Origin of the sequence: Vibrio neptunius (genome assembly GCA_019339365.1) — a bacterium.
Taxonomy (GTDB): Bacteria; Pseudomonadota; Gammaproteobacteria; order Enterobacterales; family Vibrionaceae; genus Vibrio; species Vibrio neptunius.
Map to the genome: position 1 here is coordinate 3454230 of CP079859.1, position 26820 is coordinate 3481049.

The 26820-nt window shown below is 45.1% G+C and carries 22 protein-coding genes, 1 other RNA gene and 3 pseudogenes; 11 read left to right on the top strand and 15 right to left on the bottom strand.

Annotation, left to right across the window (positions count from 1 at the left end; genetic code table 11):
- Positions 1–54: 54 nt before the first annotated feature.
- The 5 genes and pseudogenes from lepA to rpoE all read right to left on the bottom strand — a co-directional run bounded on the left by lepA (position 55) and on the right by rpoE (position 4610).
- Positions 55–1847 (bottom strand): annotated as a pseudogene (lepA, locus tag KW548_15990) (translation elongation factor 4).
- Positions 1848–1952: 105 nt separating this feature from the next.
- Entirely contained in the window at positions 1953–2423 is a 471-nt protein-coding gene (locus KW548_15995; protein QXX06528.1) for a SoxR reducing system RseC family protein, read from the bottom strand.
- Complete coding sequence (gene rseB, locus KW548_16000) at positions 2423–3385, bottom strand: sigma-E factor regulatory protein RseB (protein QXX06529.1); 963 nt, start codon at positions 3383–3385, stop codon at positions 2423–2425. Before rseB ends, KW548_15995 begins: the two co-directional genes overlap by 1 nt.
- Positions 3382–4005, bottom strand: coding sequence for an anti-sigma E factor (locus KW548_16005; protein QXX06530.1), 624 nt, complete (start codon positions 4003–4005; stop codon positions 3382–3384). The genes rseB and KW548_16005 overlap by 4 nt, the downstream gene beginning before the upstream one ends.
- Positions 4006–4031: 26 nt before the next feature.
- Positions 4032–4610, bottom strand: a complete 579-nt coding sequence (gene rpoE, locus KW548_16010) for an RNA polymerase sigma factor RpoE (GenBank protein ID QXX06531.1) — start codon at positions 4608–4610, stop codon at positions 4032–4034.
- A gap of 385 nt (positions 4611–4995) precedes the next feature.
- Between rpoE and nadB the strand changes: the two are divergent.
- Positions 4996–6611 (top strand): annotated as a pseudogene (gene nadB, locus KW548_16015) (L-aspartate oxidase).
- 379 nt (positions 6612–6990) lie between these two features.
- On the opposite strand, the gene KW548_16020 reads toward nadB, so the two are convergent.
- On the bottom strand, positions 6991–7251 hold the full coding sequence (locus KW548_16020; GenBank protein QXX06532.1) for a succinate dehydrogenase assembly factor 2: 261 nt from the start codon (positions 7249–7251) through the stop codon (positions 6991–6993).
- A gap of 187 nt (positions 7252–7438) precedes the next feature.
- On the opposite strand from KW548_16020, the gene ygfZ reads away from it, so the two are divergent.
- The 3 genes and pseudogenes from ygfZ to KW548_16035 all read left to right on the top strand — a co-directional run bounded on the left by ygfZ (position 7439) and on the right by KW548_16035 (position 9701).
- On the top strand, positions 7439–8407 hold the full coding sequence (ygfZ, locus tag KW548_16025) for a tRNA-modifying protein YgfZ (GenBank protein ID QXX06533.1): 969 nt from the start codon (positions 7439–7441) through the stop codon (positions 8405–8407).
- Positions 8397–8868: pseudogene (locus KW548_16030) on the top strand (YbaK/EbsC family protein). Before ygfZ ends, KW548_16030 begins: the two are co-directional and overlap by 11 nt.
- A gap of 626 nt (positions 8869–9494) precedes the next feature.
- Positions 9495–9701, top strand: coding sequence for a DUF1107 domain-containing protein (locus KW548_16035; protein ID QXX06534.1), 207 nt, complete (start codon positions 9495–9497; stop codon positions 9699–9701).
- A 53-nt stretch (positions 9702–9754) separates the two neighbouring features.
- On the opposite strand, the gene KW548_16040 is transcribed toward KW548_16035, so the two are convergent.
- From KW548_16040 to KW548_16050, 3 genes are read right to left on the bottom strand one after another with little or no spacing between them, the layout of a single operon-like run.
- Positions 9755–10981 (bottom strand): FAD-dependent 2-octaprenylphenol hydroxylase, encoded by a 1227-nt coding sequence (locus KW548_16040; protein QXX06535.1) that lies wholly within the window; start codon positions 10979–10981, stop codon positions 9755–9757.
- 25 nt (positions 10982–11006) lie between these two features.
- Positions 11007–12185 (bottom strand): 2-octaprenyl-6-methoxyphenyl hydroxylase, encoded by a 1179-nt coding sequence (gene ubiH / locus KW548_16045; GenBank protein QXX06536.1) that lies wholly within the window; start codon positions 12183–12185, stop codon positions 11007–11009.
- A gap of 12 nt (positions 12186–12197) precedes the next feature.
- Positions 12198–12773 carry a YecA family protein gene (locus tag KW548_16050; GenBank protein QXX06537.1) on the bottom strand — a complete coding sequence of 192 codons (576 nt, stop codon included), beginning with the start codon at positions 12771–12773 and terminating at the stop codon, positions 12198–12200.
- Between the two features lie 235 nt (positions 12774–13008).
- Here KW548_16050 and zapA point away from each other — a divergent pair, with 235 nt between their 5' ends.
- From zapA to glpQ, 7 genes are all read left to right on the top strand, one after another.
- The gene (zapA, locus tag KW548_16055) at positions 13009–13317 is read left to right on the top strand and encodes a cell division protein ZapA (protein QXX06538.1); all 309 of its coding nucleotides are present in this window, start codon (positions 13009–13011) and stop codon (positions 13315–13317) included.
- 20 nt (positions 13318–13337) lie between these two features.
- Positions 13338–13520: non-coding RNA, 6S RNA (gene ssrS, locus KW548_16060), on the top strand.
- 31 nt (positions 13521–13551) lie between these two features.
- Positions 13552–14139, top strand: coding sequence for a 5-formyltetrahydrofolate cyclo-ligase (locus tag KW548_16065; GenBank protein QXX06539.1), 588 nt, complete (start codon positions 13552–13554; stop codon positions 14137–14139).
- A 63-nt stretch (positions 14140–14202) separates the two neighbouring features.
- Complete coding sequence (gene rpiA / locus KW548_16070; GenBank protein ID QXX06540.1) at positions 14203–14859, top strand: ribose-5-phosphate isomerase RpiA; 657 nt, start codon at positions 14203–14205, stop codon at positions 14857–14859.
- 253 nt (positions 14860–15112) lie between these two features.
- A complete protein-coding gene (serA, locus tag KW548_16075; protein QXX06541.1) occupies positions 15113–16342 on the top strand; it encodes a phosphoglycerate dehydrogenase in 1230 nt (409 codons plus the stop codon).
- A gap of 336 nt (positions 16343–16678) precedes the next feature.
- Entirely contained in the window at positions 16679–18043 is a 1365-nt protein-coding gene (gene glpT, locus KW548_16080) for a glycerol-3-phosphate transporter (GenBank protein QXX06542.1), read from the top strand.
- Positions 18044–18094: 51 nt separating this feature from the next.
- Positions 18095–19150: a glycerophosphodiester phosphodiesterase gene (gene glpQ, locus KW548_16085; GenBank protein QXX06543.1), complete on the top strand. Its 1056-nt coding sequence runs from the start codon at positions 18095–18097 to the stop codon at positions 19148–19150.
- Positions 19151–19210: 60 nt separating this feature from the next.
- On the opposite strand, the gene ilvN is transcribed toward glpQ, so the two are convergent.
- From ilvN to KW548_16115, 6 genes are all read right to left on the bottom strand, one after another.
- The gene (gene ilvN / locus KW548_16090; protein ID QXX06544.1) at positions 19211–19705 is read right to left on the bottom strand and encodes an acetolactate synthase small subunit; all 495 of its coding nucleotides are present in this window, start codon (positions 19703–19705) and stop codon (positions 19211–19213) included.
- Between the two features lies 1 nt (position 19706).
- Positions 19707–21431, bottom strand: coding sequence for an acetolactate synthase 3 large subunit (locus KW548_16095; GenBank protein QXX06545.1), 1725 nt, complete (start codon positions 21429–21431; stop codon positions 19707–19709).
- Positions 21432–21867: 436 nt separating this feature from the next.
- Positions 21868–23676: a long-chain fatty acid--CoA ligase gene (locus KW548_16100; protein QXX06546.1), complete on the bottom strand. Its 1809-nt coding sequence runs from the start codon at positions 23674–23676 to the stop codon at positions 21868–21870.
- 166 nt (positions 23677–23842) lie between these two features.
- The gene (gene leuO, locus KW548_16105) at positions 23843–24802 is read right to left on the bottom strand and encodes a transcriptional regulator LeuO (GenBank protein QXX06547.1); all 960 of its coding nucleotides are present in this window, start codon (positions 24800–24802) and stop codon (positions 23843–23845) included.
- 390 nt (positions 24803–25192) lie between these two features.
- Positions 25193–26239 (bottom strand): glycosyltransferase, encoded by a 1047-nt coding sequence (locus KW548_16110; GenBank protein ID QXX06548.1) that lies wholly within the window; start codon positions 26237–26239, stop codon positions 25193–25195.
- 3 nt (positions 26240–26242) lie between these two features.
- Positions 26243–26773 carry a phosphatase PAP2 family protein gene (locus KW548_16115; GenBank protein QXX06549.1) on the bottom strand — a complete coding sequence of 177 codons (531 nt, stop codon included), beginning with the start codon at positions 26771–26773 and terminating at the stop codon, positions 26243–26245.
- Positions 26774–26820: the final 47 nt, after the last annotated feature.

Below are 26820 nucleotides of genomic sequence, written 5' to 3' on the forward strand. Positions count from 1 at the left end.
GAGCCGAAACCCTTTCACTTAACAAGTTCTTATATTGAGTCGTTACCCAACAAATTAATCTTTACCTACGTGTAAGATGGCTAAGAAGGCTTCTTGAGGCAGCTCTACGTTACCGATCTGCTTCATACGTTTCTTACCTTCTTTCTGCTTCTTCAGTAGCTTCTTCTTACGGCTCACGTCACCACCGTAACATTTTGCAATTACGTTCTTACGTAGCTGCTTAACCGTTGAACGCGCAATAATATGGTTACCAATCGCCGCCTGAATCGCAATATCAAACATCTGACGTGGAATGAATTCTTTCATCTTCTCTACGAGCTGACGGCCACGAGTTTGAGAGTGATCTTTGTGCGTAATCAATGCCAATGCGTCCACTTTGTCACCGTTAAGGAGTACATCCACACGAACCATGTTAGACGCTTCAAAACGCTGAAAATTGTAATCCAGAGACGCATAACCACGAGACGTTGATTTCAAACGGTCAAAGAAATCGAGTACCACTTCCGCCATCGGAATATCGTAAGTCACCGCAACTTGGTTACCGTGATACACCATATCAACCTGAACGCCGCGCTTCTCAACACATAAAGTAATCACATTACCTAAGTAATCAGAAGGTACAAGGATATTACAACGTGCAATCGGCTCACGAATTTCTTCGATATCATTCACTGCTGGTAGCTTAGCTGGGCTATCAACGTAAAGAATGTCACCATCCGTTTGCTCTACTTCGTACACTACCGTTGGCGCCGTGGTAATCAGATCGAGATCGTATTCACGCTCTAGACGCTCTTGGATGATTTCCATGTGCAGCATGCCAAGGAAACCACAACGGAAGCCAAAGCCAAGTGCAGCAGAGTTTTCTGGTTCATAGAACAGAGATGCATCGTTTAGGCTCAGTTTACCTAGGGCATCACGGAAGTTTTCGTAGTCATCCGAAGAGACTGGGAACAGTCCAGCATATACCTGAGGCTTCACTTTCTTAAACCCTGGCAGCGGCTCATCACAACCATGCTTTGCCAGCGTTAGCGTATCACCAACAGGCGCACCTAGGATATCTTTGATACCACAGACAACCCAACCAACTTCACCCGTTCGCAGTTCCGTCGTGTCTTCCTGCTTAGGTGTGAAGATACCAAGACGATCCACACCCCAAACTTGGCCAGTGCTCATCACCTTGATCTTATCGTTCTTCTTCAGGACGCCATTTTTAATACGGACCAGAGACACCACACCTAGGTAGTTATCAAACCAAGAGTCAATGATCAAAGCTTGCAATGGTGCTTCTGGGTCACCCTCTGGTGCCGGAATCGCAGAGACGATGTTTTCTAGTACATCTTCAATACCTAGGCCCGTTTTAGCTGAACAGCGGGTTGCTTCCATCGCATCGATGCCAACAATTTCTTCGATCTCTTCTGCTACTCGCTCAGGATCCGCAGCTGGTAGATCAATCTTATTCAGAATTGGCACCACTTCCAGATCCATTTCGATCGCGGTATAGCAGTTCGCCAAAGTCTGAGCTTCAACCCCTGACCCGCATCAACCACCAGCAACGCACCTTCACATGCTGCTAGAGAACGAGAAACTTCATAGGCGAAGTCAACGTGTCCTGGTGTATCGATGAAGTTTAATTGATAAGTTTCACCGTCATTAGCGGTATAGTTGAGTGTCACACTTTGAGATTTAATAGTGATGCCACGCTCACGTTCAAGATCCATGGAGTCCAGAACCTGAGCTGCCATTTCACGGTCACTCAATCCACCGCAGTCTTGGATCAAACGGTCTGATAGGGTCGACTTACCATGGTCGATGTGGGCGATAATCGAAAAGTTACGAATGTGCTTCATGATTTGGTGTGACTAAACTCTTTAAAATAGGGAAATAAGAAAGCCGTCTTTTGACGGCGTTTCAATCAAGTTGGCAGATTCTACCCAATTTCTGTGCACTTCGCACTAGCTAATTGGATCTCCCAAAACCCGAAGTAGTATGACTTCTCGTAGCGACTGGCGTTCAAAATTACTGGCCAAACTTTTGGCACCATAAATGCCTGCCATAGTAAAGATAGCAGATGTCAGGATAGCAATACCTTCACCAAGACCTAAAATAGGGGCGAATAGCCACTGCCCTAGAACTGCGCCTAAAATCATGGCAAACAGCGGAACCAAATAAACGACGGCAGCAGATTGCAGTAGGCTTTTCTCTGGTAAGCCGATTTCCACAACCTGACCTTCTTTAACTCTTGTACTCGTCACTAGATGCCAGTGCAGAGATTTGTTCCCCACCGCTTTCGAGACAATGCCAGTACCACAGCTTTTTTGCGATGAACAACTACTGCAGCTGGTTTGCTGTTCGCAATTCAGCTCAACATCATAGCCTTTAGGCCCTGATTTTACTGCCGATACTGTCGCTAACGCGGTCATCATTACTTGGTACTCGTTTGTTTATTGATGGTAACAGATTGCGCTATGCGCTTAGCGGTTGCTGGTGGGATATCCCCGATCACTGAGATCTCTTTATCACCTTTTACAAAGCTATGAAGTGTACGACGTCCCTGACGAACCAATTGACCTTTAAGCGAATAATTGTCACTCGCTGACACATAAACAGAGAAACTAAACAGCCCGTCACTATACATCTGTGTCTCAACCATACGGTTGGTGTTCGCCATTCGATAACGATTCAATTCTTTAGACTCAAATCCTTTCGGAATCCAGCCAACCGTCCAAAAGCTTTCCTCCAGCTCCCCTTTGGGTAAAGAGAGCACGTCCGGCAATTTGACGGTATTGAGTCGACTCAAGATATCTGAAATCTGATCGTTCACGCTATAAGAAATCGTGCGAAACTGCTCTAGAACCTCGCCATCACGATCCACAAGATCCGCTCTTAGTGGAAGTTTAGTTTGCTCATCGATCCACAGGATATAAGAATAACGTAGCCCATCTTTCGGTGCGATTCTCAATACCTGACATGCCGCTCCCGCTTCACGCGCTCGACCCACTTGGATAAAGTCGTAAATGCCACTCAGTTCATCAACATCGGCATTTAGAAGCGGGATAGTTGGGGCAACCATATTACCGGACTCTATGGTAAACGGTTCAACACCTGGCTCTATGTAGCTGACCTCATCACCTCGGCGAATCACTTCACGTACAGGTCCACTAAGATATACAAGATGAGCAAGTTGCTGATCTTCGCTACGAGCATGACGATAAAGTAAAGGTTCGATGCTGTTTTTCTTAATCAGAATATAAGACAGTTCATAATTGAGATGCTGACTGGCTTCGTTCATTTGATGCAACAAAGCCTCTGCAGGTTTTTCTTCTGCAAAGGCTTGTGGCGAGCTCAAACTGAACAGTGTCAGCACACTGATCAGAAATTTTCTCATTCAACTACCGTTTCTGGGTTGTCGTTATGCTCTGCAGCACTGTCGCTGTTTAAACGCAACTGTAATTCATAGTCTTGCAGCATGGCGTTAATTCGACGGCGCTGCTCTTGGATGTTAGCTTCACTTGCAGCAGTCTGCTGCTCTACCGAAAAACGTGTCAAGCTCACTGGTTCAGCGCTGCCAGTAAATGGAATCGTCTGCAGAACAGGCAACTGTTCTGTTTCTGGTTGACTAGGATCACTACCACTATATTGTTGAACACCCAAAATGACAGCGAGTGACACACAGGCCGCAACGGCTACTTGGCCAAACTGACTCAGCCATGCTGGAAGCTGCCGGCGAGCTTGAGAAGGCGTTGGTTGTGATTCTATACGGTTTATGTCAGCGATTTTGCCAGCAGTAAACGTTGAATGCGCTGGTTCGTCTTCTAGCGCAAGAGCAACGCTGTCTGCAATATTCCACTCCGGTTTTTCCGGCGCTTCACCTCGCATCACATCACCAATTAAATGGTAATTTTTCCAGATTTGTAGGCTAGCTTGGTCTTGCTCTAATTCACCGATTAAAGCCTTATCGACCAACTCTCCATCCATGAGTGCTGAAAGTTTCTCTTTGTCAGCCATTCTTTTCACCATTAACGTTACTGGTACTAGCGTTGCAAAAGAGGTTGAATCTTTTTTTCAACCGCTTCACGAGCTCGGAAGATACGCGAACGTACCGTTCCAACAGGACAATCCATCACCGCAGCGATCTCCTCGTAACTCAAGCCATCAAGCTCGCGCAACGTCATTGCGGTTTTTAAGTCATCAGGTAGTGCTTCGATCGCACTAAAAACTACTTGTTTCAATTCCTTGGACAACGTTAAGTTCTCAGGGTTCGAAATTTCTTTTAATGCACTACCAGTTTCGTAATATTCAGCTTCTTCAGTATCCACATCTTGCGCAGGCGGTCTACGGCCCTGAGCAACAATATGGTTTTTCGCAGTATTAACAGCAATTCGATACAACCAAGTATAGAAGGCACTTTCGCCACGAAAACTTGGTATAGCACGATAAGCTTTAATAAATGCTTCTTGTGCTACGTCAGGCACATCCCCTGGATTATTGACGTAGCGAGAAATAAGATTACATACTTTGTTTTGGTATTTTGTGACCAACAAATTAAATGCTTGCTTATCTCCACTCTGAACTCGCTCAATTAACACCTGATCGGTCAGCTGCTCGTTCATTCGAGCGGGTACTCCTATTGTTATTAACCCCTATCTTGACAGATATGAGCATTAATTATGCAAAATGTAGTATTGACACCACTGCTTACTTGAGCACTATTGTGACTCTGTAATGAATATAAAGTTCAAACTTTCTTCGAATTTTATTTGGGAAGTGATGGACCAGTAACTTCTGTTCCAGATTGTGGGGACGAAAGAGTTCAAAAGCAATGTTATTTACGAAGAATTGCAAGCACTCCAGTGCTACTATAGTGAGCTAACTCTGTTTTTTTCAGGGTCCATGTTGCAATTTTAAAATTGATTTGGAGAGCGAGACCGCTCTGTTGCTGACGCTAAAATGTTGGATTGGCGCCAGTACAACTTAACTCGGGAATTTAAAAGTTTTATGAACGCAAACCGTGAACATCAATGTGATGTGTTAGTGGTGGGTAGTGGCGCAGCCGGTCTGTCTTTAGCGTTACGTGTCGCGGAATATGGCAAAGTCATTGTATTGAGTAAGGGGCCGAGAAGCGAAGGCGCCACGTTTTACGCTCAAGGAGGGATAGCTGCTGTTTTTGACGAATCAGATAGCATTGAGTCGCATGTAGAGGACACGCTAATAGCTGGCGCTGGTCTATGTGAGCAAGAAACCGTTGAGTTTATCGCTGAAAATGCGAAAGAGTGTGTTCAGTGGCTCATTGATGGCGGGGTTCCATTTGATCGAGAAGATGGCGACAGCGACGAAAAACCACGCTACCACCTGACACGTGAAGGTGGCCATAGCCATCGTAGAATTCTACATGCCGCCGATGCTACAGGCATGGCCATGCAAACGTCCTTGCAAGATAATGCGCACAGCCACCCCAATATCACGGTATTGGAACGACATAATGCCCTCGATTTAATCTGTGAAGATAAAGTCGGTGGCGACAATCAAAAAATTGTTGGTGCTTATATCTGGAACCGAAATCAGGAACATGTTGAAACGGTTCGAGCAAAATTTGTGGTCCTCGCAACCGGTGGCGCTTCGAAGGTTTATCAGTACACCTCCAACCCAGACGTTTCCTCTGGTGATGGTATTGCCATTGCTTGGCGAGCAGGCTGCCGAGTCGCAAACATGGAATTCAACCAATTCCATCCAACTTGTTTGTATCATCCTGAAGCGAGAAACTTCCTCCTGACCGAGGCTCTGAGAGGCGAAGGGGCTTACCTGCGTCGGCCGGATGGTACTCGCTTTATGCCAGATTTTGATCAAAGAGAAGAATTAGCGCCCCGTGATGTCGTCGCACGTGCGATTGACTTCGAAATGAAGCGCCTTGGTGCAGACTGTATGTATTTGGACATCAGTCATAAACCGGCAGACTTCATCGAAAAGCATTTTCCGACAATCTACACACGCTTAATGGACCTTGGAATCGATATGACCAAAGAGCCCATACCTGTCGTACCAGCAGCTCACTATACCTGCGGAGGGGTCATGGTTAATAAGCAAGGTGAAACGGACCTTTCTCATCTGTATGCCATTGGAGAAGTGAGTTATACCGGATTGCATGGCGCTAACCGAATGGCGTCAAACTCATTATTAGAGTGTGTCGTCTATGCATGGTCGGCAGCGAACGATATTATCCGCCGAATGGATTCTGCCAAACTCCCCCTTCTCTGCCAGCATGGGACGAAAGTCAAGTTAGCTGTTCTGATGAAGAGGTCGTGATTCAGCACAACTGGCACGAATTACGCTTATTCATGTGGGATTACATGGGAATTGTTCGTACTGACAAACGCCTTGAACGTGCGCTACGTCGTATTCAGTTGTTGCAACAGGAAACGCACGAGTACTATAGCAACTTCAAAGTGTCTAACAACTTACTTGAACTGCGTAACCTACTTCAAGTTGCTGAGTTGATGGTCCGTTGTGCAATGGAGCGCAAAGAAAGCAGAGGCCTACACTATACACTCGATTATCCAGGGCTCGCCCCAGACAGCGGTCCAACGATCCTTGAACCAGAGAAAATCAACGGTTAATCATGGGGGAGCTTAGCGCTCCCTTTTTAACATCACTAATAACTGCCGGTAGTGCTCTTCGCTCACACTGTCTCGCCAAATAATGTGTTTGCTGCCGCTTTTGGACCAAATAAGGACTCCGAATACGGCTAAACTCAAGACACTTCTTTGGATCTCCATAGACTCATTATCGATTTCGCATGATTTAGCGGAGGAGAAAACCAAACGCCCTTGCATCGGTTCAACAAGCCAGTTGGTTTGACTGTGATATTTAAGGATTAGCATCACCGTAAAGATAGTAGGTATCAGAGGTAATTCGGAGGCAATCAAAAAACAGCAGGCCAACATCAGCAAACCGAAGTTGACCTGTTGCGAAACAAATGACGTTGAAGCTAAGAGCCTAACGCACTTTACTGAGGTTGTGGGCAACAATCTTGTCGACCATAGAGGCATGACCTAAGTTTTCACTGCGACCATGACCCATAATCCAAGTAAACAAATCGGGGTCATCACACTCAAGCAGAGACACAAAATCCCGCTGTTCATTGTCTTTCAATTCTTCAAAACATTCTTCAAAGAAAGGCATAATGACAACATCTAATTCTAGCATTCCACGACGACACGCCCATTTAATTCGCGCTTTTTCTTCGGTGGTGTACATTCTCATTCCTCACCTGTTCGGTTGTAGGCGCCGAGTGTAACAATCAAAGTTGCCCACAACTACTAACTCAGTCACACTCCAGAGGTAGCTCGGGCATTTACTGTAAAAAACCATACATCTGAAAGGTTGTTTCCATTAGTGTTTAAGCGCTAACATAGCACTATTCGATAGCATTCAGGTAAACATCATGGAATGGCAACACGACTTTGCTCCCCTTTCTCTTTCTAGCAATGACTCTCTTCCCGAGCTCGTACTCACCCACCTCACATCGTGGGGAATGATCACCGCACTAGGCGATGATAAAAAGTCTTATCTACAAGGTCAGGTTACCTGCGATGTTGTTCAACTAGCCGAAGATACCGCTACGTTTGGCGCGCATTGTGATGCAAAAGGAAAAGTCTGGAGTGTATTCCGTTTGTTCCACCATCGAGGCGGTTACGCAATGCTACAGCCAAATTCAGCCATTGAGACTGAGCTCGCCGAACTCAAAAAATACGCCATTTTCTCCAAAATAGAATTCACACAAAGTACTGATGTCTTACTGGGCTTAATTGGCGAGAAAGCAACCCATATCATTGAAGATCTTTCACAACAAAGCGGTGATGTTCGAGCAATTGATGGGGGGACCGCGATTAAAATCGATAACCAACGCTGGTTGCTGGCTGTAGATGCCACGACTGCGGAACAATTGTGCCAGTCGATAAATGCGACCAAAGCTTATGAAGATATCTGGACTCGACTGGATATTGAAGCCGCTATACCTGCAGTCACACAAGAGCAACAAAGCGAACATATTCCCCAAGCGATTAACGTACAAGCTCTGGGTGGAATAAGCTTCAGCAAAGGTTGCTACACAGGCCAAGAAACGGTTGCTCGTGCCAAGTACCGCGGTATGAACAAGCGCGCGTTACAAATACTTAAAGGACGCTCCAATGACGAAATAAAAGTCGGAGCTGAAATAGAACGTTCAGTTGGTGACAATTGGCGCAGCGCTGGTCAGTTGATGAGCAGTTACCGCTTCAATGACGGCATCTCTATCGGCCTCATCGTACTGCCAAACAACCTTGATTCTGATACACAATTCCGTTTGAAAGAGGCGCCAGATTCGATCTGGACAATGCAAGCACTGCCATATTCTCTCGAAGATGACGAATAAGTTTGAGACGAAACTGACCCGCTACTTAACCGAGCAGCGGGTATCTTTCCGCATTCTTCCCCACCGTACCCCTGCAACCACGATTGAAGACGCCGCTCATCAGCGAGGAGTGAGACCTGCTCAAATGGTCAAATCTATGCTTTTGCGCGATATGGGCGATTTGTATGCGCTGGCTTGTACGCCAGGTGATCAATCTGTTGACCCCAAAAAGTGCGAGCGTTGCTCGCTTGCCGCCGAATGACCTGTGTTGATCTCTCCATGGTTGAAGAACTGACCGGCTACCAGATTGGCACGGTAACCCCCTACTCTTGCTAGTAGAGATGCCAATCATATTTGATCGTCGACTGCTGAATGAGGAGACAGTGACCATAAGCAGCGGCTCCAACATGGCAGGGATAGCATTAGCACGAGATGATCTCATTCGTCTCTGCAATCCAGTACTTGCAGACATCTGCCGTTGATAAGCCTTTCAAATCCTCTTGTATCACGTCATAAAAATTGCACCTAAATGTGACAAAGATCTCAATAAGAAATATGTTCAATTTAAATTATTATTCAAATATAAGGCATACATAGTCAAAAATAATATTTTAGTTTATGCTTATTTTCGTTGGTTAAAGTGCGAGCGAATTATGATGTATTGCTTGGTGTGTTTAGCAGCTGAGCGTTTGAATAGTAGTAAACACACAAATCCTTCTCCAACGAAAAAGTGAATCCACTGATTGTTTCTGGACATCCACTTTTTGTGTAATGCATCTGTGACTATTCGCCCGCAATTATGCGGGCTTTTTTTATACAAAAAATTTACCGTAAGCTGGCATATTATTTAAAAAATAATCTAATCTTATAAATGTCATAAATCTTGGTTTAACTATTGTGTTGAATGATTAACCAAGATGAGTTCCCGCCACAGAACATAAGTGAGGTAATCATCACAATAAAGTGGATATTTATCGGCTGTTTTGCACACAACAACACAAATATCCAAACAAACTCATTTTACTGCATATTCCTCCACCATAATCACATAAATAACAGGCGGAAAATCGTATACTTTGCAGTGCTTGCTAAACATAAGGATTACTCTATGAGACTGTTTAAGCGCTATACACCAGGTATGATTGCTAAACACGTAAGTCGGCTATTTAAGGGAAGAATTTATATCTACGGTATTGGTAAGTTTGAATTTGATAACGGTAAGCTTGTCTTACCGGAAAAAGCCGAACGGCGACATTTCCAAACGGTCAAGGAAGTGAATCAGGAAATTATGAGACTACGCTGTGCATATGCGTAGGCAAGAATTAAAAAGGGTTGGCAATCGCCAACCCTTTGTCATTTAAGATATCATCAAGGTAAGGTCGCTTCATGATATTGCGCTAATGCAGGAAGATTCCCCTTTAAACCAAGGGCGTGTTTCATGATTTCATCTTTCGCTCCTGGCAATTGTCCGACCAAAGCCATGCCAATACCTCGCGCGAGCTTCTTCGCAGGGTTATCACCAGCAAACAGATCTTTAAAGCCTTGCATCGCAGCAATCATTTTTGCCGCTTCGGATTTACGCCAGCGTTCATAACTACGTAGGTTACGCTTGGTGCCGATATCCTCACCCTTGCGCCACAAGGTCATCACTTCTTGCGCTAGGCTCGCCGCATCAAGTAAACCAAGGTTCACACCCTGACCTGCTAATGGATGGATAGTATGTGCAGCATCCCCCACTAGAACGACTCGTTCAACAGCAAAATCGCGTGCGTAACGCATTTTGAGCGGGAAAGCGAAACGTTGACCAACGACTTCACATAATCCTAGTCGAGCGTCAAATTCAGCCGTCAGTGACTTATTGAACTCTTCATTGGACATCGCTACTAAACTCTCTGCGCGATTCGGCTCTGTAGACCAAACGATCGAACTCATATTACTTTCTCCCATAGGTAAGAAAGCCAAAGGTCCCTGTGGGGTAAAGATCTGACGTGCTACTTTGTCATGGGTTTCTGCAGTCCAGATATTCGCAACCACAGCGCTATGCCCATAGTCCCAGTGCGTTAACGGAATATCCTGTTGTTTGCGCACCCAAGAGTTGGCACCGTCCGCACCGACCACCAGTTTAGCCGTCAATGCGTGACCATTGTCCAAAGTGAGCCAAGCTTCACTTTCTCCAACCGCCATAGCGTTGCACTGTGCAGGCATAAACAAACTGACATTCGACTGCTGCTTCACCTGCTCAAGTAGTGATAGCTGAATCACACGATTCTCAACAATGTGTCCGAGATCGGGTTGAGCAAGCTTTTGCGCATCAAATTCAATTCGAGCAAAGCTGTCTTGTTCCCAGACTTCCATCGCCGAGTATGGTGCGGCACGGCGCTCTACAATGCCATTCCAAGCCCCTACATTACGTAATATATTTTCACTTGAACGGCTTAGGGCTGACACGCGAACATCCGGTAAGTCCGCTAATTCGCTCTCAGGTACTCGGCTTTCTATCACCGCAATACGTAAATCGGTCTCTTTAAATGCTGCAGCCAAAGCTAGGCCAACCATGCCACCACCGACAATTGCAATATCAACACTTTGCATCATCTGAATTCAATCCTCATTCAAGCTGCTATCGAGCAACTAAGCCTAAAGTTCTTGCTAATAAAGGCGCTTTCAACACCGGAATGTTGTCCATCGCGGCCAAGCTGAGATTTCGACCAATACGTAGTGTGAGATAATCATTAGAAAAAATATGAACCAGAGACGATGTCAGTGAAATCGTCGCACTACGATCGTTTTCGCGGCGATGTTTAAATTGGCTCAGTACCGAATAATCTCCAGGATCGCCGCTATGATTGGCTATCGACTCGGCCAGTGTCGCTACGTCACGAATTCCAAGGTTAAACCCTTGCCCTGCAATCGGGTGCAATGTTTGTGCTGCATTGCCAACAATGACAAATCGATGCGATGTGTTCTGCTCTCGATAGCGCAACAATAATGGATATGCAGCCCGCTGGCCGACCTTTTCCAATTTCCCCAATCGCCAACCAAATGCGTGCTGGAGATCTTGTAGAAAGGCATCATCATCGAGCGACAGAATACGCTGAGCGTCATCTGGCCTTACACACCAAACCAAAGACATGCGATGTTCGCTCATTGGTAAGAGAGCTACAGGGCCTGAAGAGGTAAAGCGTTCGAAAGCGCGCCCTTGGTGATGCTCTGCCGTCTTAATGTTAGCAATAACTGCGACTTGCTCGAAATCGTGCTCGTTAAAATCGAGTCCGATTTGCTGACAGCAGGTCGAAATCGCACCGTCCGCCGCCACTAGCAGTTTCCCACTAATGGTTTGACCATCATCTAGATTAATGTGAACGCATTGCTGCTGTCGTTCAATCTGATTAACCGAGGCAGGGCACAGCAAAGTGATATTAGGGTCTTGAGCGACCTTTTCATGATAGAGACGGCCAACATTCGCTAATTCGACTACGTAGCCCAGAGCTTCAACGCCAACCTCGAGGTTATCAATCTCAGTCATACCTGCGTGAGAGCGGTCAGAAACATGTATATGGCGAATAGCCGTCGCGAAGGTTGAAATGTCTTCCCACAACCCGAATTGCTTTAGAATATTGACGGTACCGTAAGACAGAGCAATAGAGCGAGAATCAAAGCCTGGGTGAGCCTGATGGTCGACTTGGTAAGGCTCAACAACTGCGATAGACAGCGATTGCTGAGTGAGTTTATTAATCGCCAGTGCCAGCGTCATGCCCGCCATTGCGCCACCAGCAATTACAACATCAAACTGCTTCATGGGGAGTCCTGATTAATGGATGGTTGGAGCCTTCTGCTCTACCGGCTTTTGGCCAAATTCAGCGTGGATCGTCAACGCACACGCTTTAACATGTTCAATCACTTGCTCTAGCAGCTGAGCTTGCTCTTGCATATCGTCATCTTCATCGATGCCCAGCTTGGCAATCTCTTCTAAATCGGCCAACGCTTCTTTAACGTCCGTCGAGGCCTTTTTCAGATCGGCATTCACAAGGCCTAAGCCAGAAATGTAGTGATTCACCCATTCCGCGACACCGTCAGCGGTATCAAACAGGCTTGCACTGGCATCTTCATCAGGGATCAACATTGAGATATCCATGCCTGAACCGGTAAATTCAGCGATGGTTGCGTCCAATGTCGCCTGAGCCAATTGCAGTGACTTAGCAGGCCAACCCATACCATCATTGGTATAATCAAAAATTAGCGGTTGCCAGCTTTTGTCTGTCAGACTTAAACCGCCGCTCAGCATTCCCGCTAAGAGGCCATGCAGTTCCGCAGGGTTCACCGCCAGACCAGCAGACTGAAGTTCACTTGCCAATGTCAGGTATTCTGGAAGATTGCGTTCGCTCATGAAAGAGACCTAAATTTGCTAAATAAGGCCAATCCTACCATTTACCAAGACCAGCGAAAACGAGCGATTGCGCAATTGTGGATAGCTTTTATACAATTTGCCCAATTACTGTGTTATTGCGTCATGATTTGTGCACCTTGATTGGGAAAAGCTTGAATCTTAACAAGCCTTTTCCTATAGTTTCCTCCTCGGTGATTGTCTGCATATCACCCCTACTAACGCATTTAGAGTCGGTATGAGTAATCAAGCAGTTGAAGTCGAAATTTTAGGCAAACTAACCCGGGTTAACTGCCCATCTGGACAGGAAGAGTCTTTACGTAACGCCGCTCAGCACCTTGATGAGCGTTTACAAGACATGGCTGCCAAGACAAAGATTACCAACGAAGTTCAACTGCTCACCTTTGTCGCTCTGAATGTCTGTCATGAGCTCGAAAGCCGTGATACAGTAGATGAGCAGCAAAAAAATGCGTTAAATGAGCAATTGGAAAGGCTCACCACATCACTCAGTGATGCACTAAGTAAAGTAAAGCCAGGACAGCAATAGCCTTTACCGCCAAACAAGAATTTACCCTGGAGTGTTCGTGAGGGGATTAAGTCCCTGAGCCGATAAGCAATCCCTAAGGGTTGGTACTTGATAGCTATTGAGCAAGCTCGGCTTGAACCGAGAAGCCTACGGCTATCATTGCTGATCCGCCTTGAACCAGCTGGTTCAAGGGTCAAAATCTCCAACGGCACTCTGGGGTATCCTCCTCGGTACCCAACAACCATGGGTACTCTTATGATTCTTTCTCGACAAGATTTCAGAAAACTAATCCGCACCAAGCGCAATCAACTCAATGATGAAACCCAGCAAAAAGCGGGGTTGGATATAATTGCCCAATTTGCTCAATTGCCGGAAGCCTCTTCAGCTCAACACATTGCCCTTTACCTGTCTGCTGACGGTGAAATCAATACCGCCCCACTAATTGACTGGTTGAGACAGCAAGGAAAAACGATTTACCTCCCTGTTATCCACCCATTTTCAGCCGGACATTTGTTGTTTCTACGCTACGACCTTGAAACACCTATGGTACTTAATCGTTATAAGATTCAAGAACCTAAGCTAGACCAAACTCAAATTATTCCCGTCAGTCAGCTCGACCTTATCTGTACTCCACTAGTCGCGTTTGATGACCATGGACATCGTCTCGGTATGGGTGGAGGGTACTACGACCGAACGTTGGAGCCTTGGTTCCATCATCAATCTGGGCCTAAACCCATAGGCCTCGCGCATGATTGCCAACAGGTCGAGCAACTGCCCACTGAATCTTGGGATGTGCCTTTACCAAAAATAGTGACACCAAAGCAGATCTGGGATTGGGAATAGCCTTAGATTGGTTATATAATCGCGCCGCAAACGTTAAATTCAAACCTCATTCAGGAGATGGGCATGACTCAAGATGAAATGAAGAAAGAAGCTGGTTGGGCAGCACTTAAGTATGTTGAAAAAGACAGCATTGTCGGTGTTGGTACAGGCTCTACGGTAAATCACTTCATCGATGCACTCGGTACAATCAAAGACGATATCAAAGGTGCGGTTTCTAGCTCAGAAGCATCAACTGAAAAACTGAAAGGTTTAGGCATTGAAGTCTTCGACTGTAATGAAGTATCGAACTTAGATGTTTACGTTGACGGTGCTGACGAAATCAACGCAGCGCGCGACATGATCAAAGGTGGTGGCGCGGCGCTAACACGCGAGAAAATTGTTGCCGCTATTTCAGATAAGTTTGTCTGTATCGTAGATGGTACCAAAGCTGTTGACGTTCTGGGTGAGTTCCCGCTACCTGTAGAGGTCATCCCAATGGCGCGTTCTTACGTTGCTCGTGAAATGGTTAAACTTGGTGGCGACCCTGTGTACCGTGAAGGTGTAGTGACAGATAACGGCAATGTTATCCTGGATGTGCATGGCATGCAGATCACCAACCCTAAAGAAATGGAAGATAAAATCAATGCTATCGCAGGTGTTGTGACGGTTGGCTTATTTGCTCACCGTGGTGCGGACGTGGTGATCACTGGCACGCCTCAGGGGGCTAAAATCGAAGATTAATTGAAGCTAGTTTCGGTTATTTCATTACAAACGGCACCATTAGGTGTCGTTTTCGTCTTTTATCCTATAAAAATTATTCCTTATTCCGTAATTTTCTTACCCAAAGTGTATTTTTTTTGTTAACTTAGTGAGCAGAAGACGCACAAGGAAAACGTTTGCGTCAGGCTTTTTGCTAACAAAACGTTTGCTTTAATAACATTACATCGCTTGTGCGCCAGTTAAGCCCCAAATTTCCATTTTAAGGACGAAGACAATGGCCAAAGTTTCACTGGAAAAAGACAAAATTAAGATCCTCCTGCTTGAAGGTCTTCACCCATCTTCGGTAGAAGTACTGCAGGCTGCTGGTTACACCAATATTGAATACCACAAAGGCTCGTTACCGGAAGACGAATTGCTAGAAGCGGTAAAGGATGTGCATTTCATCGGTATTCGCTCCCGCACTAACCTATCGCAGGAAGTGATCAACGCAGCGGAAAAGTTAGTCGCGATTGGCTGTTTCTGTATTGGTACCAACCAAGTCGATCTTAATGCAGCCGCCGTTCGCGGTATTCCAGTGTTTAACGCCCCATTCTCGAATACACGCAGTGTAGCGGAATTGGTGCTCGGTCAAGTCCTACTTCTACTACGCGGGATTCCAGAAAAGAACGCCCTAGCACACCGTGGGATCTGGAAGAAAAGCGCCGATAACTCGTACGAAGCACGAGGCAAACGCTTAGGTATTATCGGCTACGGCCACATCGGCACGCAGTTGGGTATTATCGCCGAAAACTTAGGGATGCGTGTTTACTTCTACGATATTGAGAACAAGCTATCACTTGGTAACGCAACTCAAGTGCATACCATGAGTGAGCTACTCAACAAATGTGATGTAATTTCTCTGCACGTTCCAGAAACCGCGGGCACCAAAAACATGATGGGTGCAGAAGAATTTGCTCGTATGAAACCGGGGGCGATTTTCATCAACGCAGCGCGTGGCACTGTAGTTGATATCGAAGCACTTTGTCATGCGATGGAATCTGGTCATCTTGCTGGTGCTGCGATTGACGTATTCCCAACCGAGCCTAAAACTAACGCAGACCCGTTTGAATCGCCACTGCAAAAATTTGACAATGTTATCCTTACCCCACACGTGGGCGGCTCTACACAGGAAGCTCAGGAGAATATTGGTGTAGAAGTAGCGGGTAAACTGGCGAAATACTCTGACAATGGTTCAACGCTTTCCAGTGTTAACTTTCCTGAAGTCTCTTTACCTGAGCATCGTGATTGTTCGCGTCTGTTGCACATTCATAAAAACCGCCCAGGTATCATGACTCAAATTAATACTATCTTCGCAGAAGAAGGCATCAACATCGCGGGTCAGTATCTGCAGACCAGCGCCGATATCGGTTATGTCGTCATTGATGTTGAAACCAGCCGCTCTGAAGAAGCACTTAAGAAACTCAAAGGTATTGAAGGCACACTACGCGCACGTATCCTTCACTAAGTTAAACCTCGACGCTATCAAAGCCACTGCTATTGCAGTGGCTTTTTGTTAACTCACATTTCTCCCCTCAAAAAGTATCGAGTCATAATGTTCCCTTAGGAACAAAAGCAGTTCGTTGATGTATTTCTGAACTATCACGCAACTGATCTATTACGGAATCCAAGTCGAACTTTTTCACACTAACCTTCTGTATTTTCGAAAATATTAATATTTATGCAACATTTATCACAGAAATAACTGTCATTATTCATACAATGCCCAACGCTTTCGAACGAAATTAATTTTGCTCGTTCACTTTCCCTTTACTTACCATCGCACAATAACAATGAGGTCCCTATGTTTGGAATCTTCAAACCTAAGGCGCACATCGACCGCTTATCTTCCGATAAGCTCGACAGCACTTATTCCCGATTACGTTGGCAACTCTTTATCGGTATTTTTGTTGGCTATGCTGGCTATTACTTAGTTCGCAAGAACTTTAGTTTGGCAATGCCCTACCTAATTGAACAAGGCTTTAGCCGTGGCGATCTTGGTGTTGCTTTAGCGGCAGTTTCAATTGCTTACGGCTTATCTAAATTCTTAATGGGTAGCGTCTCTGATCGCTCAAACCCGCGCTATTTCCTCAGTGGTGGCTTGCTGATGTCGGCGTTGATCATGTTTTGCTTCGGATTCATGCCTTGGGCAACCGGTAGTATCACTGCCATGTTCATCCTGCTTTTCCTAAACGGTTGGTTCCAAGGGATGGGCTGGCCTGCCTGTGGTCGAACTATGGTGCACTGGTGGTCTCGTAAAGAACGTGGGGAAATCGTTTCGGTATGGAATGTCGCTCATAATGTTGGCGGTGGCCTAATTGGTCCTCTCTTTATCCTTGGCCTGTGGGCATTCAATGACGACTGGCGTACCGCTTTTTACGTTCCTGCTTTCTTCGCCACGCTAGTTGCCATCTTTATCTGGATGACAGTTCGCGACACGCCACAATCCTGTGGTTTACCGCCCATTGAAGAGTACAAAAACGACTACCCAGACGACTACGATAAATCGCATGAAAAGGAAATGACGGCCAAAGAAATTTTCTTTAAGTACGTTTTTTCTAACAAACTACTCTGGTCAATCGCCATTGCGAACGCGTTTGTCTACCTCATTCGCTACGGTGTGCTTGACTGGGCGCCGGTTTACCTCAAAGAAGCAAAAGATTTCACGGTTGATAAATCTTCATGGGCTTACTTCCTTTACGAATGGGCGGGTATTCCTGGCACCTTATTGTGTGGTTGGATTTCCGACAAGCTGTTCAAAGGTCGCCGCGCTCCAGCCGGTATCCTCTTTATGGCCTTAGTGACAGTTGCGGTCTTGGTTTACTGGTTCAACCCAGCCGGTAACCCTGCGGTAGACATGATGGCGCTGGTTGCCATTGGCTTCCTGATTTACGGTCCGGTGATGTTGATCGGTTTGTATGCTCTTGAACTTGCACCGAAAAAAGCCGCAGGTACGGCTGCAGGTCTAACCGGACTATTTGGTTACCTTGGCGGCGCGGTTGCAGCTAACGCGATTCTGGGTTACACCGTGGATCACTTTGGCTGGGATGGTGGATTTATCATTCTGGTCGCATCTTGTATCGCATCTATTATTTGTCTAATTTATGCATTTGTTGGCGAACGTGCTCACCATAAACAGAAAGAAGCCGAAAAGGCAGCACTCGCTTAATACTCATCAAAGAGGCAGTACAGCTGCCTTATTTTAATCAAGGAATGAAGAATGAAAACAACGTCAGTTTGCGCTACATTTCTGGCTCTTAGTCTATCTGCTGGAGCTTTGGCTAAGCCTCTAGTCATCGCTCACCGCGGCGCATCAGGCTATCTGCCAGAACATACTCTAGAAGCTAAAGCTTTGGCTTACGCAATGAAACCGGATTACATCGAACAAGATGTTGTCATGACTAAAGACGATCAACTGGTTGTCCTCCATGATCATTACTTAGATCGAGTCACCGATGTAGCAGAGCGCTACCCTGATCGTGCTCGCGCTGATGGCCGCTATTATGCCATTGACTTTACGCTCGCAGAAATCAAAACCCTAAAAGTGACAGAAGGGTTCAATATTGATGACAATGGTAATAAAGTTGCGGGTTATCCGACCCGTTTTCCAATGTGGAAATCCGACTTCAGCGTCCCTACTCTCGCTGAAGAAATTGAGCTCATTCAAGGGCTCAACAAAACGCTTGGTTACGATATTGGTATTTACCCTGAAATCAAAGCTCCATGGTTCCACCGCCATGAAGGAAAAGACATCTCTTCTGCGGTACTCAAGTTATTAAAACAGTACGGCTATGACAGTCAGGATGACAAAGTCTACCTACAATGCTTTGACGCCAATGAGCTCAAACGCATCAACAATGAACTCATGCCTAGTATGGACATGGATCTCAAGTTAGTGCAACTGATGGCTTACACTGACTGGAACGAAACCATGGTCTACAAAGGCGACACGGCAACCCCGTATAGCTATGATTGGATGTTCGAATCAGGCGCAATGAAGGAAGTTGCCAAGTACGCTGAAGGCATTGGCCCTTGGAAACCAATGTTGGTCGATGATAAATCAACCAAAGACAACATTATTATCAAACCTTTGATGAAAGAGGCAAAAGCAGCAGGCCTAGATGTTCACCCATACACTTTCCGAGCCGATCCTGGCCGTATTCCGAGTTATACGGATAGCTTCGAGGGAATGATGGATGTCTTCTACAATCAGGTCAAAGTAGATGGCCTGTTTACCGATTTCCCAGACAAAGCAGTTAGCTTTCTCAACAAATAGTCCTTAAACAAAAAAGCCTTAGTCCATAACTAAGGCTTTTCTTTCACAACTAATATCAAGTTAAGGCTTCAGTGAACGCTCACCGCGTGCAATCCCTACCACACCACTTCGCGCAACCTCAATGACATCAGTCACTTCTGAAATCGCTTGAATGAACGCATCCAGCTTTTCACTGGTACCCGCTAGTTGAACCGTGTATTGAGAAGCGGTGACATCAACAATCTGACCACGGAAGATATCTGCTGTGCGCTTGACTTCTGCGCGCGCAAAGCCACTGGCTTTCACTTTAACCATCATCAGCTCACGCTCAATATGATCAAGTTCGGTAACTTCCTGAACTTTCAATACATCAATCAGCTTATTGAGCTGTTTCTGGATCTGTTCAAGCTGCATGTCATCCGAAATCGTAGTGATGTTCATGCGCGACAGCGTCTCATCATCTGTCGGTGACACCGTTAACGACTCAATGTTGTAACCACGTTGTGAGAACAGACCTACCACTCGAGATAATGCACCCGGTTGGTTTTCCATCAGCAGTGAAATAATGTGTCTCATATTACGTTCTCTCCGTTTTGCTTAGCCACATTTTGTCCATACCTTCGCCTTTAATTTGCATTGGGTATACATGCTCAGTTTCATCAACATTGATATCCACAAACACTAAACGATCTTTCATTTCTAATGCTTGTTTTAAACCAGACTCAAGTTGGTCTGGCGTTTCAATGCGAATTCCCGCATGTCCGTATGCTTCTGCAATCGCAACAAAGTCCGGAACGGAGCTCATATATGAGTTAGAATGTCTTCCTTGGTAAACAATGTCTTGCCACTGTTTCACCATGCCTAGGAAACGGTTGTTTAGGTTAATAATCTTAACTGGGATATCGTATTGCAACGCCGTCGACAGCTCCTGAATGTTCATCTGGATACTGCCATCACCAGTCACCACTACGACCTCTTCATCAGGCTTAGCAAATTTAACCCCTAGACCAGCTGGCAAACCGAAGCCCATCGTGCCTAGACCACCAGAATTAATCCAGCGACGTGGTTTATTAAACGGATAGTAGAGCGCTGCGAACATTTGGTGTTGACCCACATCAGAAGCAACGTACGCATCGCCATTTGTCAGCTTGTGCAGAACCTCAATAACTTGTTGAGGTTTAATACGCTCAGGCGTGGATTCATAAGACAAACATTCACGATCACGCCAAGTCTGGATATCATCCCACCAGCTTTGTAGTGCTTCACCATCGTTGGTGGAGCCTTGCTCCTCCAAGAGTGACACCATACTCGCCAGAACTTTCTCTGCTGAGCCAACAATAGGCAAATCTGCTTTGACGTTTTTCGAGATAGACGACGGATCGATATCAATATGCATCACTTTGGCATTCGGACAATATTTTTCTAGGTTGTTGGTGGTTCGATCATCAAATCGCACACCGATACCAAAAATTAAGTCTGCGTTGTGCATCGCCATATTGGCCTCATACACACCGTGCATCCCCAACATACCAAGCGAGTTTTTATGCGTACCTGGGAAGGCGCCTAACCCCATTAAAGTGCTGACAACAGGTAGGTTTAACGCCTCTGATAACTTCAGAAGCTGCTCATCAGCTTCTGAAATAACAGCGCCGCCACCGACGTAAAGAACAGGCTTTTTCGCCTCTAGTAATGCCTTCAAAGCCTTTTTGATCTGACCTTTATGGCCCGTTGTGGTTGGCTTGTATGAACGCATTGCAATACTGGTAGGATATTCGTATGGCAATTTGACCTGCGGATTCATCACGTCTTTCGGCAGATCAATAACAACCGGGCCAGGACGCCCTGTCGTCGAAATATAGAAAGCTTTCTTCATGATTTCAGGAATATCTTCCGCTTTCTTAACCAAGAAGCTGTGCTTAACAATAGGGCGCGAAACACCGACAATGTCACATTCTTGGAAAGCATCATTACCAATCAGGTTATTAGGTACGTTACCTGAAATCACGATCATTGGAATCGAGTCCATGTACGCGGTTGCAATACCTGTCACAGTATTGGTCGCGCCGGGACCAGAGCACACCAGAACCACGCCTGGCTTGCCAGTGGCACGGGTATAGCCATCTGCCATATGGGTAGCCGCTTGTTCATGACGAACTAAGACGTGCTTAATTTGATCTGTCTTAGCATGAAGCGCATCGTAGATATCCAAAACGGAACCGCCAGGGTACCCAAAAATTTGTTCTACGCCTTCTTCGATCAGAGATTGAACAACCATCTCCGCACCGGACAACATTGCTGTCATATTATTCTCCTCACCAGAATACCAATTAATAAGGTCAACTAATTGGGCTGGTTTTACATAGTCTAGGGCTTATTCGTAGCCTAAATCGAAATACTTTCACTTTTTCGGCTATGTCTTGCTCTGTCGTAACAGAAAACAAGTTCACGCAACAAATGTAACGTTTTCTTATCAAAGGGTCTAATGAGACATAATTCTCATTTTAAGCAATATGCTATTTATCAAACTAATATAAGGAAAGAACACCAGATGAAACAAAAAAAACAGAAAATGAGATAAAAAAAAACAAAAAATTCAGAGTAAAATATTAGCCAATGTCAGATAAGAGCGAAGCTTTACCCTCATCAGGTCATCTGTTTAGGTATAAAAAATCCCTCAACAGTCAAAGGCAACCGATTGAGGGAATTTTAAACAATTCAAAATTTAACTTGTTAGAGATTTACTTTTTCATTGCCGTATCACTGTACATTTCTTCGATTTCGTCCTGATATTTGTCGTTAATCACCTTGCGACGCAATTTCTGTGTTGGTGTTAGTTCACCATCATCCATTGAGAAAGCCTTTGGTAACAATTTGAACTTCTTAACCTGCTCAAACTTCGCCAGCTCTTGCTGTAGGTCGTTGACTCGTTGTTCGAGCATTTCCAACACCTGATGATGCTTAATCAGTTCAACACGATCATGATATTTTATGTTCAGCTCTTTCGCGTACTCTTCCAAACTGTCGTAGCACGGTACAATAAGCGCAGAAACAAACTTACGCGTATCGGCAATCACTGCAATCTGCTCAATAAAATGATCTTTGCCGATTGCTCCTTCGATCATCTGCGGCGCAATGTACTTGCCACCTGATGTTTTCATCAACTCTTTAATGCGTTCGGTAATGAACAAGTTGCCATTTTCGTCGATATGGCCCGCATCTCCGGTTTTGAGGAAACCATGCTCATCAAACGTTTTTGCCGTCTCTTCTGGCATCTTGTAGTAACCACGCATTACCATAGGTCCGCGGACTAGGATCTCATTGTTTTGGCCGATTTTTACTTGAGCGCCAGGCATCGCCATACCTATGGAATCTGGGTTGAAGCTATTGTCTGACCAACACGACACCGTCGCTGTCGTTTCTGTCATGCCATAGCCAAGCTTGACGTTAATTCCCATCGCATGGAAAAAGCGGCCAATCGTCTCATCCAACTTCGCACCACCACATGGCATAAAGTTAATTCGACCACCCAGTAGAGCGCGTAGCTTGGACAGCACCAACTTGTCAGCCAGCTGATGGGACTTTTTCAAAATTAAAGAGGGTTGACGCCCTTCCTGATCACAGGCGGCCATTTTAGCGCCCATATTCACAGCCCAGGTGAACAACACCTTGCGAATCATCGGAGCCTTGGAGACTTTTTCATGAATGGCTGAGAAGATTTTCTCGTAAAAACGTGGAACCGCACACATCACTGTCGGGCGCACCTCACTCAAGGCATCACGTACTTGCATGGTATCTTGTAGATAACAATTGGTAGCACCTTTATACAGAACGTAGAAAGTCCATGCTCGTTCAAAAACATGAGAAAGAGGTAAAAAGCAAAGAGAAACGTCAGTTTGCGATAGGCTTAAACGCTGATCATGACCTTCAAGTTGAGCACCGATATTGGCGTAATCGAGCATCACACCTTTCGGTTGACCTGTGGTACCTGAGGTATAGATCAAAGTGAGAAGATCATCTAAATTCGCTTGCTCTAAGCGAGTATCGAGTTCTTGCTGTTGGGTTTTATCTACATTGGCAATGAGTCTCTGCCAACGGATGGCAAATCCGTGTTCCCCCACATCAATATCATCAGACATAGCAACAATAAGTTCTAGTTGTTCACATTGATTAAAAATAGACACGGCAGCATCAAATTGAGCCTGTTCACCAACAAATAGAACTCTCACATCTGCATCTTGTAAGATATACGCAGATTGAGCCGCTGTGTTCGTTGGGTAAATGGGTACAGTGACCGCGCGAATTTGAAGAGCAGCAAAGTCCGCCACTGTCCACTGCGGCATGTTGTTAGAGAAGATACCGATCTTATCTTGAATTCGGATCCCATGAGCCAACAAAGCAAGTGACAAAGCATCCACTTGCTGACCAAATTGCTTCCAGCTAATGCCATTCCACATATCACCCACTTTGTGTTTTAGAGCAATACGGTCACCGCTTTTGGCAATCTGTTCACGAATTCTTTTTACAATATGAAAATCTAAGTTGGCCATCTTTTCTACCTTTAGCTTACACCTGTAAGCTTTTTAGAGCGCACAAGTGTACATTTAAGGCCATAAAAGGCAACTGACGGGTATCAAACTTATCCATTAAATCGTAAAAAACCTTGAATGGCGAATAGCCACTCAAGGTTTCATTCTTGCCATAAATAACGGTAAATTAGTCTAGGGCAACGACTTCACCGCAGATCATCATTAGCTGATCACGTAACCAAATATGACCTTTGTCTTTTTCGCTTGATTCATGCCAGCTTAGGAAGCCACTGATCTTGCCATTTTCAAATGGGAAATCCAGTATTTGCAACTGTTCTTTGTTCGCTGCATTTTCTACCATCCAACGTGGTGCGATAGTCACAAGCTCAGATTGTCCAACCACGTAAAGCACGTTGCTCAAGCTTGTTCCTTCGTAATACGCCTGCACATCTAGATCACGGTATGCTTGCTCAGAGAAACTGCGCTGACCATGAACACGAGAAAGTTTTGCATGACGCTCACCTTTAAGAAGCTCAGCAGTTACGGCATCCTGAATACGTGGGTGAGATTTAGAAGCAACAACAACAAGCTCGTCTTGGAAGATTTCTGTACTTGAGAAGCCTTGTTCGTCGAAACGTGCGTAATCAACCACGAAGTCGATTTCTTGATAGCGCATTCTCTCCGCTAATTGGCGGTCAAATTCAGCATCAAGATGAAGCTGTACATTTGGAGCCTGATCGTGAATTGTCGACATAATTCTAGGCGCAAAGCGCATATCACAAGGACTACAGATCGCCAGTTTAAACAAACGCGTTGATGTTTCAGGCGAGAAAATTGAGCTTGGTAGCTCATTACGGATAAGTTGCAGTGCTTGGCGAACTGGACCAAACAACAGACGCGCACGCTGAGTCGGTTGAATACCACGCCCCTGACGCATAAATAGCTCGTCATTGAACATAACTTTCAAGCGTGCAACCGCATTACTTACTGCTGGTTGAGACATGCCCAGGTTATGAGCGGCACGGGTAATATTTTGTTCTTGCATTACTGCGTCAAAAACAGTGAGAAGGTTTAGATCTACTCCACGTAGAGTACTTTCCATTCGGTAGCTAGCAATCGCACTCATAGATTCTTTCTTATCAATCATCAGGGCAAGCCTCTTGTATTCGTCAATGTAAATGGTTCTTAAAATGAATATTGGTTGGGAATAGATAACCCAGATAGTGTTATATTTATCCGTCAGATATTTCCCGGCGGATTGCTACTATCAGCGAATCAATCAATGATTAGCAACAAGATTGATAATTAATCAGTATTTTTTATTTAAGCTATAAAATTAATATTATTAATCATTAAGTTATGTCATATATAAAAAATTATAAATCGCAAATACTGTAAAGGATTAGCTAATCAATTAGGTTTAAGCATGAAGTTAAGATCGTGACGAGATGTATTGGTAGAAAAAATAATTTATAGGGTCGATACAAAAACAGCATCAATAATTTGATGCTGTGTACCCGAGAAAAGTGGCAATAAGCTAAATATTGGTGACGTAACTTGGAAAGTCTACTTTATCCCACAAGGTTTGAGTTAGCTCAGACTTGTTATCCCAGTCACCTTTTATCAGCCAGTCAGCAATCGCTTCAGCGACATCGGGATAAGTGACGCTTTCCGCTTGATCGTCATCGAGCCAATGACGTACAACAGAAGCGTCAAGCATGTCCATACAACTGGCTAGGCCTAGAACTTCTAAGGTTGCTACATTACTCATCTGCTCAAACTGCCCACTCAGGGGCTTAAGCAATAATTTTTTCCCTAGAGTCAGAGCTTCCGATGGGAGTTCAAAGCCACCATTGGCAATAACACCGTTACAGCGATTAAGGTGATATTGAAATTTCTGAAAACTCAATGGCAAATAGCATACATTGTCGACAATTTGCTCCTGCCTAATTTCCGGATGAAAGCAGACAAATCGCTGTTGTGAGAATCGCAGCAATAGCTCCGCGATATCATCTATGCTCTCAAATGGCAAATACACGAGCACAAAGTCTTCACCTTCGACTTGTTCATTATGGGTATGAACAATAGGAGGAAGAATGGGTTGATCGAAGTGGTACCAATGCAAACCGATATGGTGCAAAGCAGGAGCAAAGTACTTAATGATTTTTTTGTCTAGCCAACTCGCTCCTTTGAGAGGCACAGAGTATCGGAATGCATTCTGATGGCTGATACTGATGGAAACCTTGCCTTGCATTTTCGATGCCCATGCTGAAACGGGCTCAAAATCATTCAAAACGATATCATAATCACTTAAATCAAGCTGCCTCACCTCTTTACAGAAAGTGAGTAAGTTATTACGCAGGCATGTTTTATGGTAATTGACTTGGCCACTCTCAGTCACAAATGTCAAACCACGTCGAGTGTGATAATCACCAAACGCTTCCATTGAAAAGTATTTATCGACTGCACGACCAGAAAAAAGAAACTCAACGTCAATGCCCCGACGTTTGAGTGCATAACTCATTGCTCTAGCTCGAGCGATATGACCATTTCCTGTACCTTGAACCCCATACAGAACTCTCATACTTTACACTCCCATGATCACAGATAGTCCAATTTGAGCGCAACCAATACCCAATAGTGCACCGAGTACCACATCTGTTAGAAAGTGGACACCCAGTAAAATACGAGAAGCTGCAATCAAAGCCGCCCATAAAAAGACAAACATTTCTAGGTCGATGTAAAAGTGACTGATCAGCGTAGCCATTAAAAAAGCGGCGGCTGTATGCCCTGAAGGCAAGCTGTAACGATCTGAAGGTGTAATGAAGGACGTCACCAGTTCAGATAGCTCTTCTGGTCGGCGACGTTTAAAGAGGTTTTTAGCTGTCCAGTAGATAGGTAGCTCCACGGCAAAGGCAATCAAACCGGCCAGTAAAAAGAGCGTACCGATTTCGCCACCAAACCACCAAGCGACAAGGCCTATCACAGCATACAAATGCCCATCTCCCGTGTGAGAGACGGCTTTGCTCCATCGAGAGAGTGGATATGAGAATTTATGTTGTAGACAAAACAGTGAGAATGCCAAATCAAACTTGGCGATTGGTTCGATTGAACGCATTACCGACTCCTTGCAACGACGGTTCTACGTTCAAATTAAGAGAAGTA

Coding starts and splice junctions, on each gene's coding strand:
- KW548_16065 (QXX06539.1), top strand. CDS start 13,552: ATGATTCTTTCTCGACAAGATTTCAGAAAACTAATCCGCACCAAGCGC.
- leuO (QXX06547.1), bottom strand. CDS start 24,802: ATGATTGATAAGAAAGAATCTATGAGTGCGATTGCTAGCTACCGAATG.
- KW548_16050 (QXX06537.1), bottom strand. CDS start 12,773: ATGAGCGAACGCAATCTTCCAGAATACCTGACATTGGCAAGTGAACTT.
- KW548_16110 (QXX06548.1), bottom strand. CDS start 26,239: ATGAGAGTTCTGTATGGGGTTCAAGGTACAGGAAATGGTCATATCGCT.
- glpQ (QXX06543.1), top strand. CDS start 18,095: ATGAAAACAACGTCAGTTTGCGCTACATTTCTGGCTCTTAGTCTATCT.
- rpoE (QXX06531.1), bottom strand. CDS start 4,610: ATGAACGAGCAGCTGACCGATCAGGTGTTAATTGAGCGAGTTCAGAGT.
- rpiA (QXX06540.1), top strand. CDS start 14,203: ATGACTCAAGATGAAATGAAGAAAGAAGCTGGTTGGGCAGCACTTAAG.
- ilvN (QXX06544.1), bottom strand. CDS start 19,705: ATGAGACACATTATTTCACTGCTGATGGAAAACCAACCGGGTGCATTA.
- KW548_16040 (QXX06535.1), bottom strand. CDS start 10,981: ATGATGCAAAGTGTTGATATTGCAATTGTCGGTGGTGGCATGGTTGGC.
- ygfZ (QXX06533.1), top strand. CDS start 7,439: ATGGAATGGCAACACGACTTTGCTCCCCTTTCTCTTTCTAGCAATGAC.
- rseB (QXX06529.1), bottom strand. CDS start 3,385: ATGAGAAAATTTCTGATCAGTGTGCTGACACTGTTCAGTTTGAGCTCG.
- KW548_15995 (QXX06528.1), bottom strand. CDS start 2,423: ATGATGACCGCGTTAGCGACAGTATCGGCAGTAAAATCAGGGCCTAAA.
- KW548_16005 (QXX06530.1), bottom strand. CDS start 4,005: ATGGCTGACAAAGAGAAACTTTCAGCACTCATGGATGGAGAGTTGGTC.
- KW548_16095 (QXX06545.1), bottom strand. CDS start 21,431: ATGACAGCAATGTTGTCCGGTGCGGAGATGGTTGTTCAATCTCTGATC.
- zapA (QXX06538.1), top strand. CDS start 13,009: ATGAGTAATCAAGCAGTTGAAGTCGAAATTTTAGGCAAACTAACCCGG.
- KW548_16020 (QXX06532.1), bottom strand. CDS start 7,251: ATGTACACCACCGAAGAAAAAGCGCGAATTAAATGGGCGTGTCGTCGT.
- ubiH (QXX06536.1), bottom strand. CDS start 12,185: ATGAAGCAGTTTGATGTTGTAATTGCTGGTGGCGCAATGGCGGGCATG.
- glpT (QXX06542.1), top strand. CDS start 16,679: ATGTTTGGAATCTTCAAACCTAAGGCGCACATCGACCGCTTATCTTCC.
- KW548_16035 (QXX06534.1), top strand. CDS start 9,495: ATGAGACTGTTTAAGCGCTATACACCAGGTATGATTGCTAAACACGTA.
- KW548_16115 (QXX06549.1), bottom strand. CDS start 26,773: ATGCGTTCAATCGAACCAATCGCCAAGTTTGATTTGGCATTCTCACTG.
- KW548_16100 (QXX06546.1), bottom strand. CDS start 23,676: ATGGCCAACTTAGATTTTCATATTGTAAAAAGAATTCGTGAACAGATT.
- serA (QXX06541.1), top strand. CDS start 15,113: ATGGCCAAAGTTTCACTGGAAAAAGACAAAATTAAGATCCTCCTGCTT.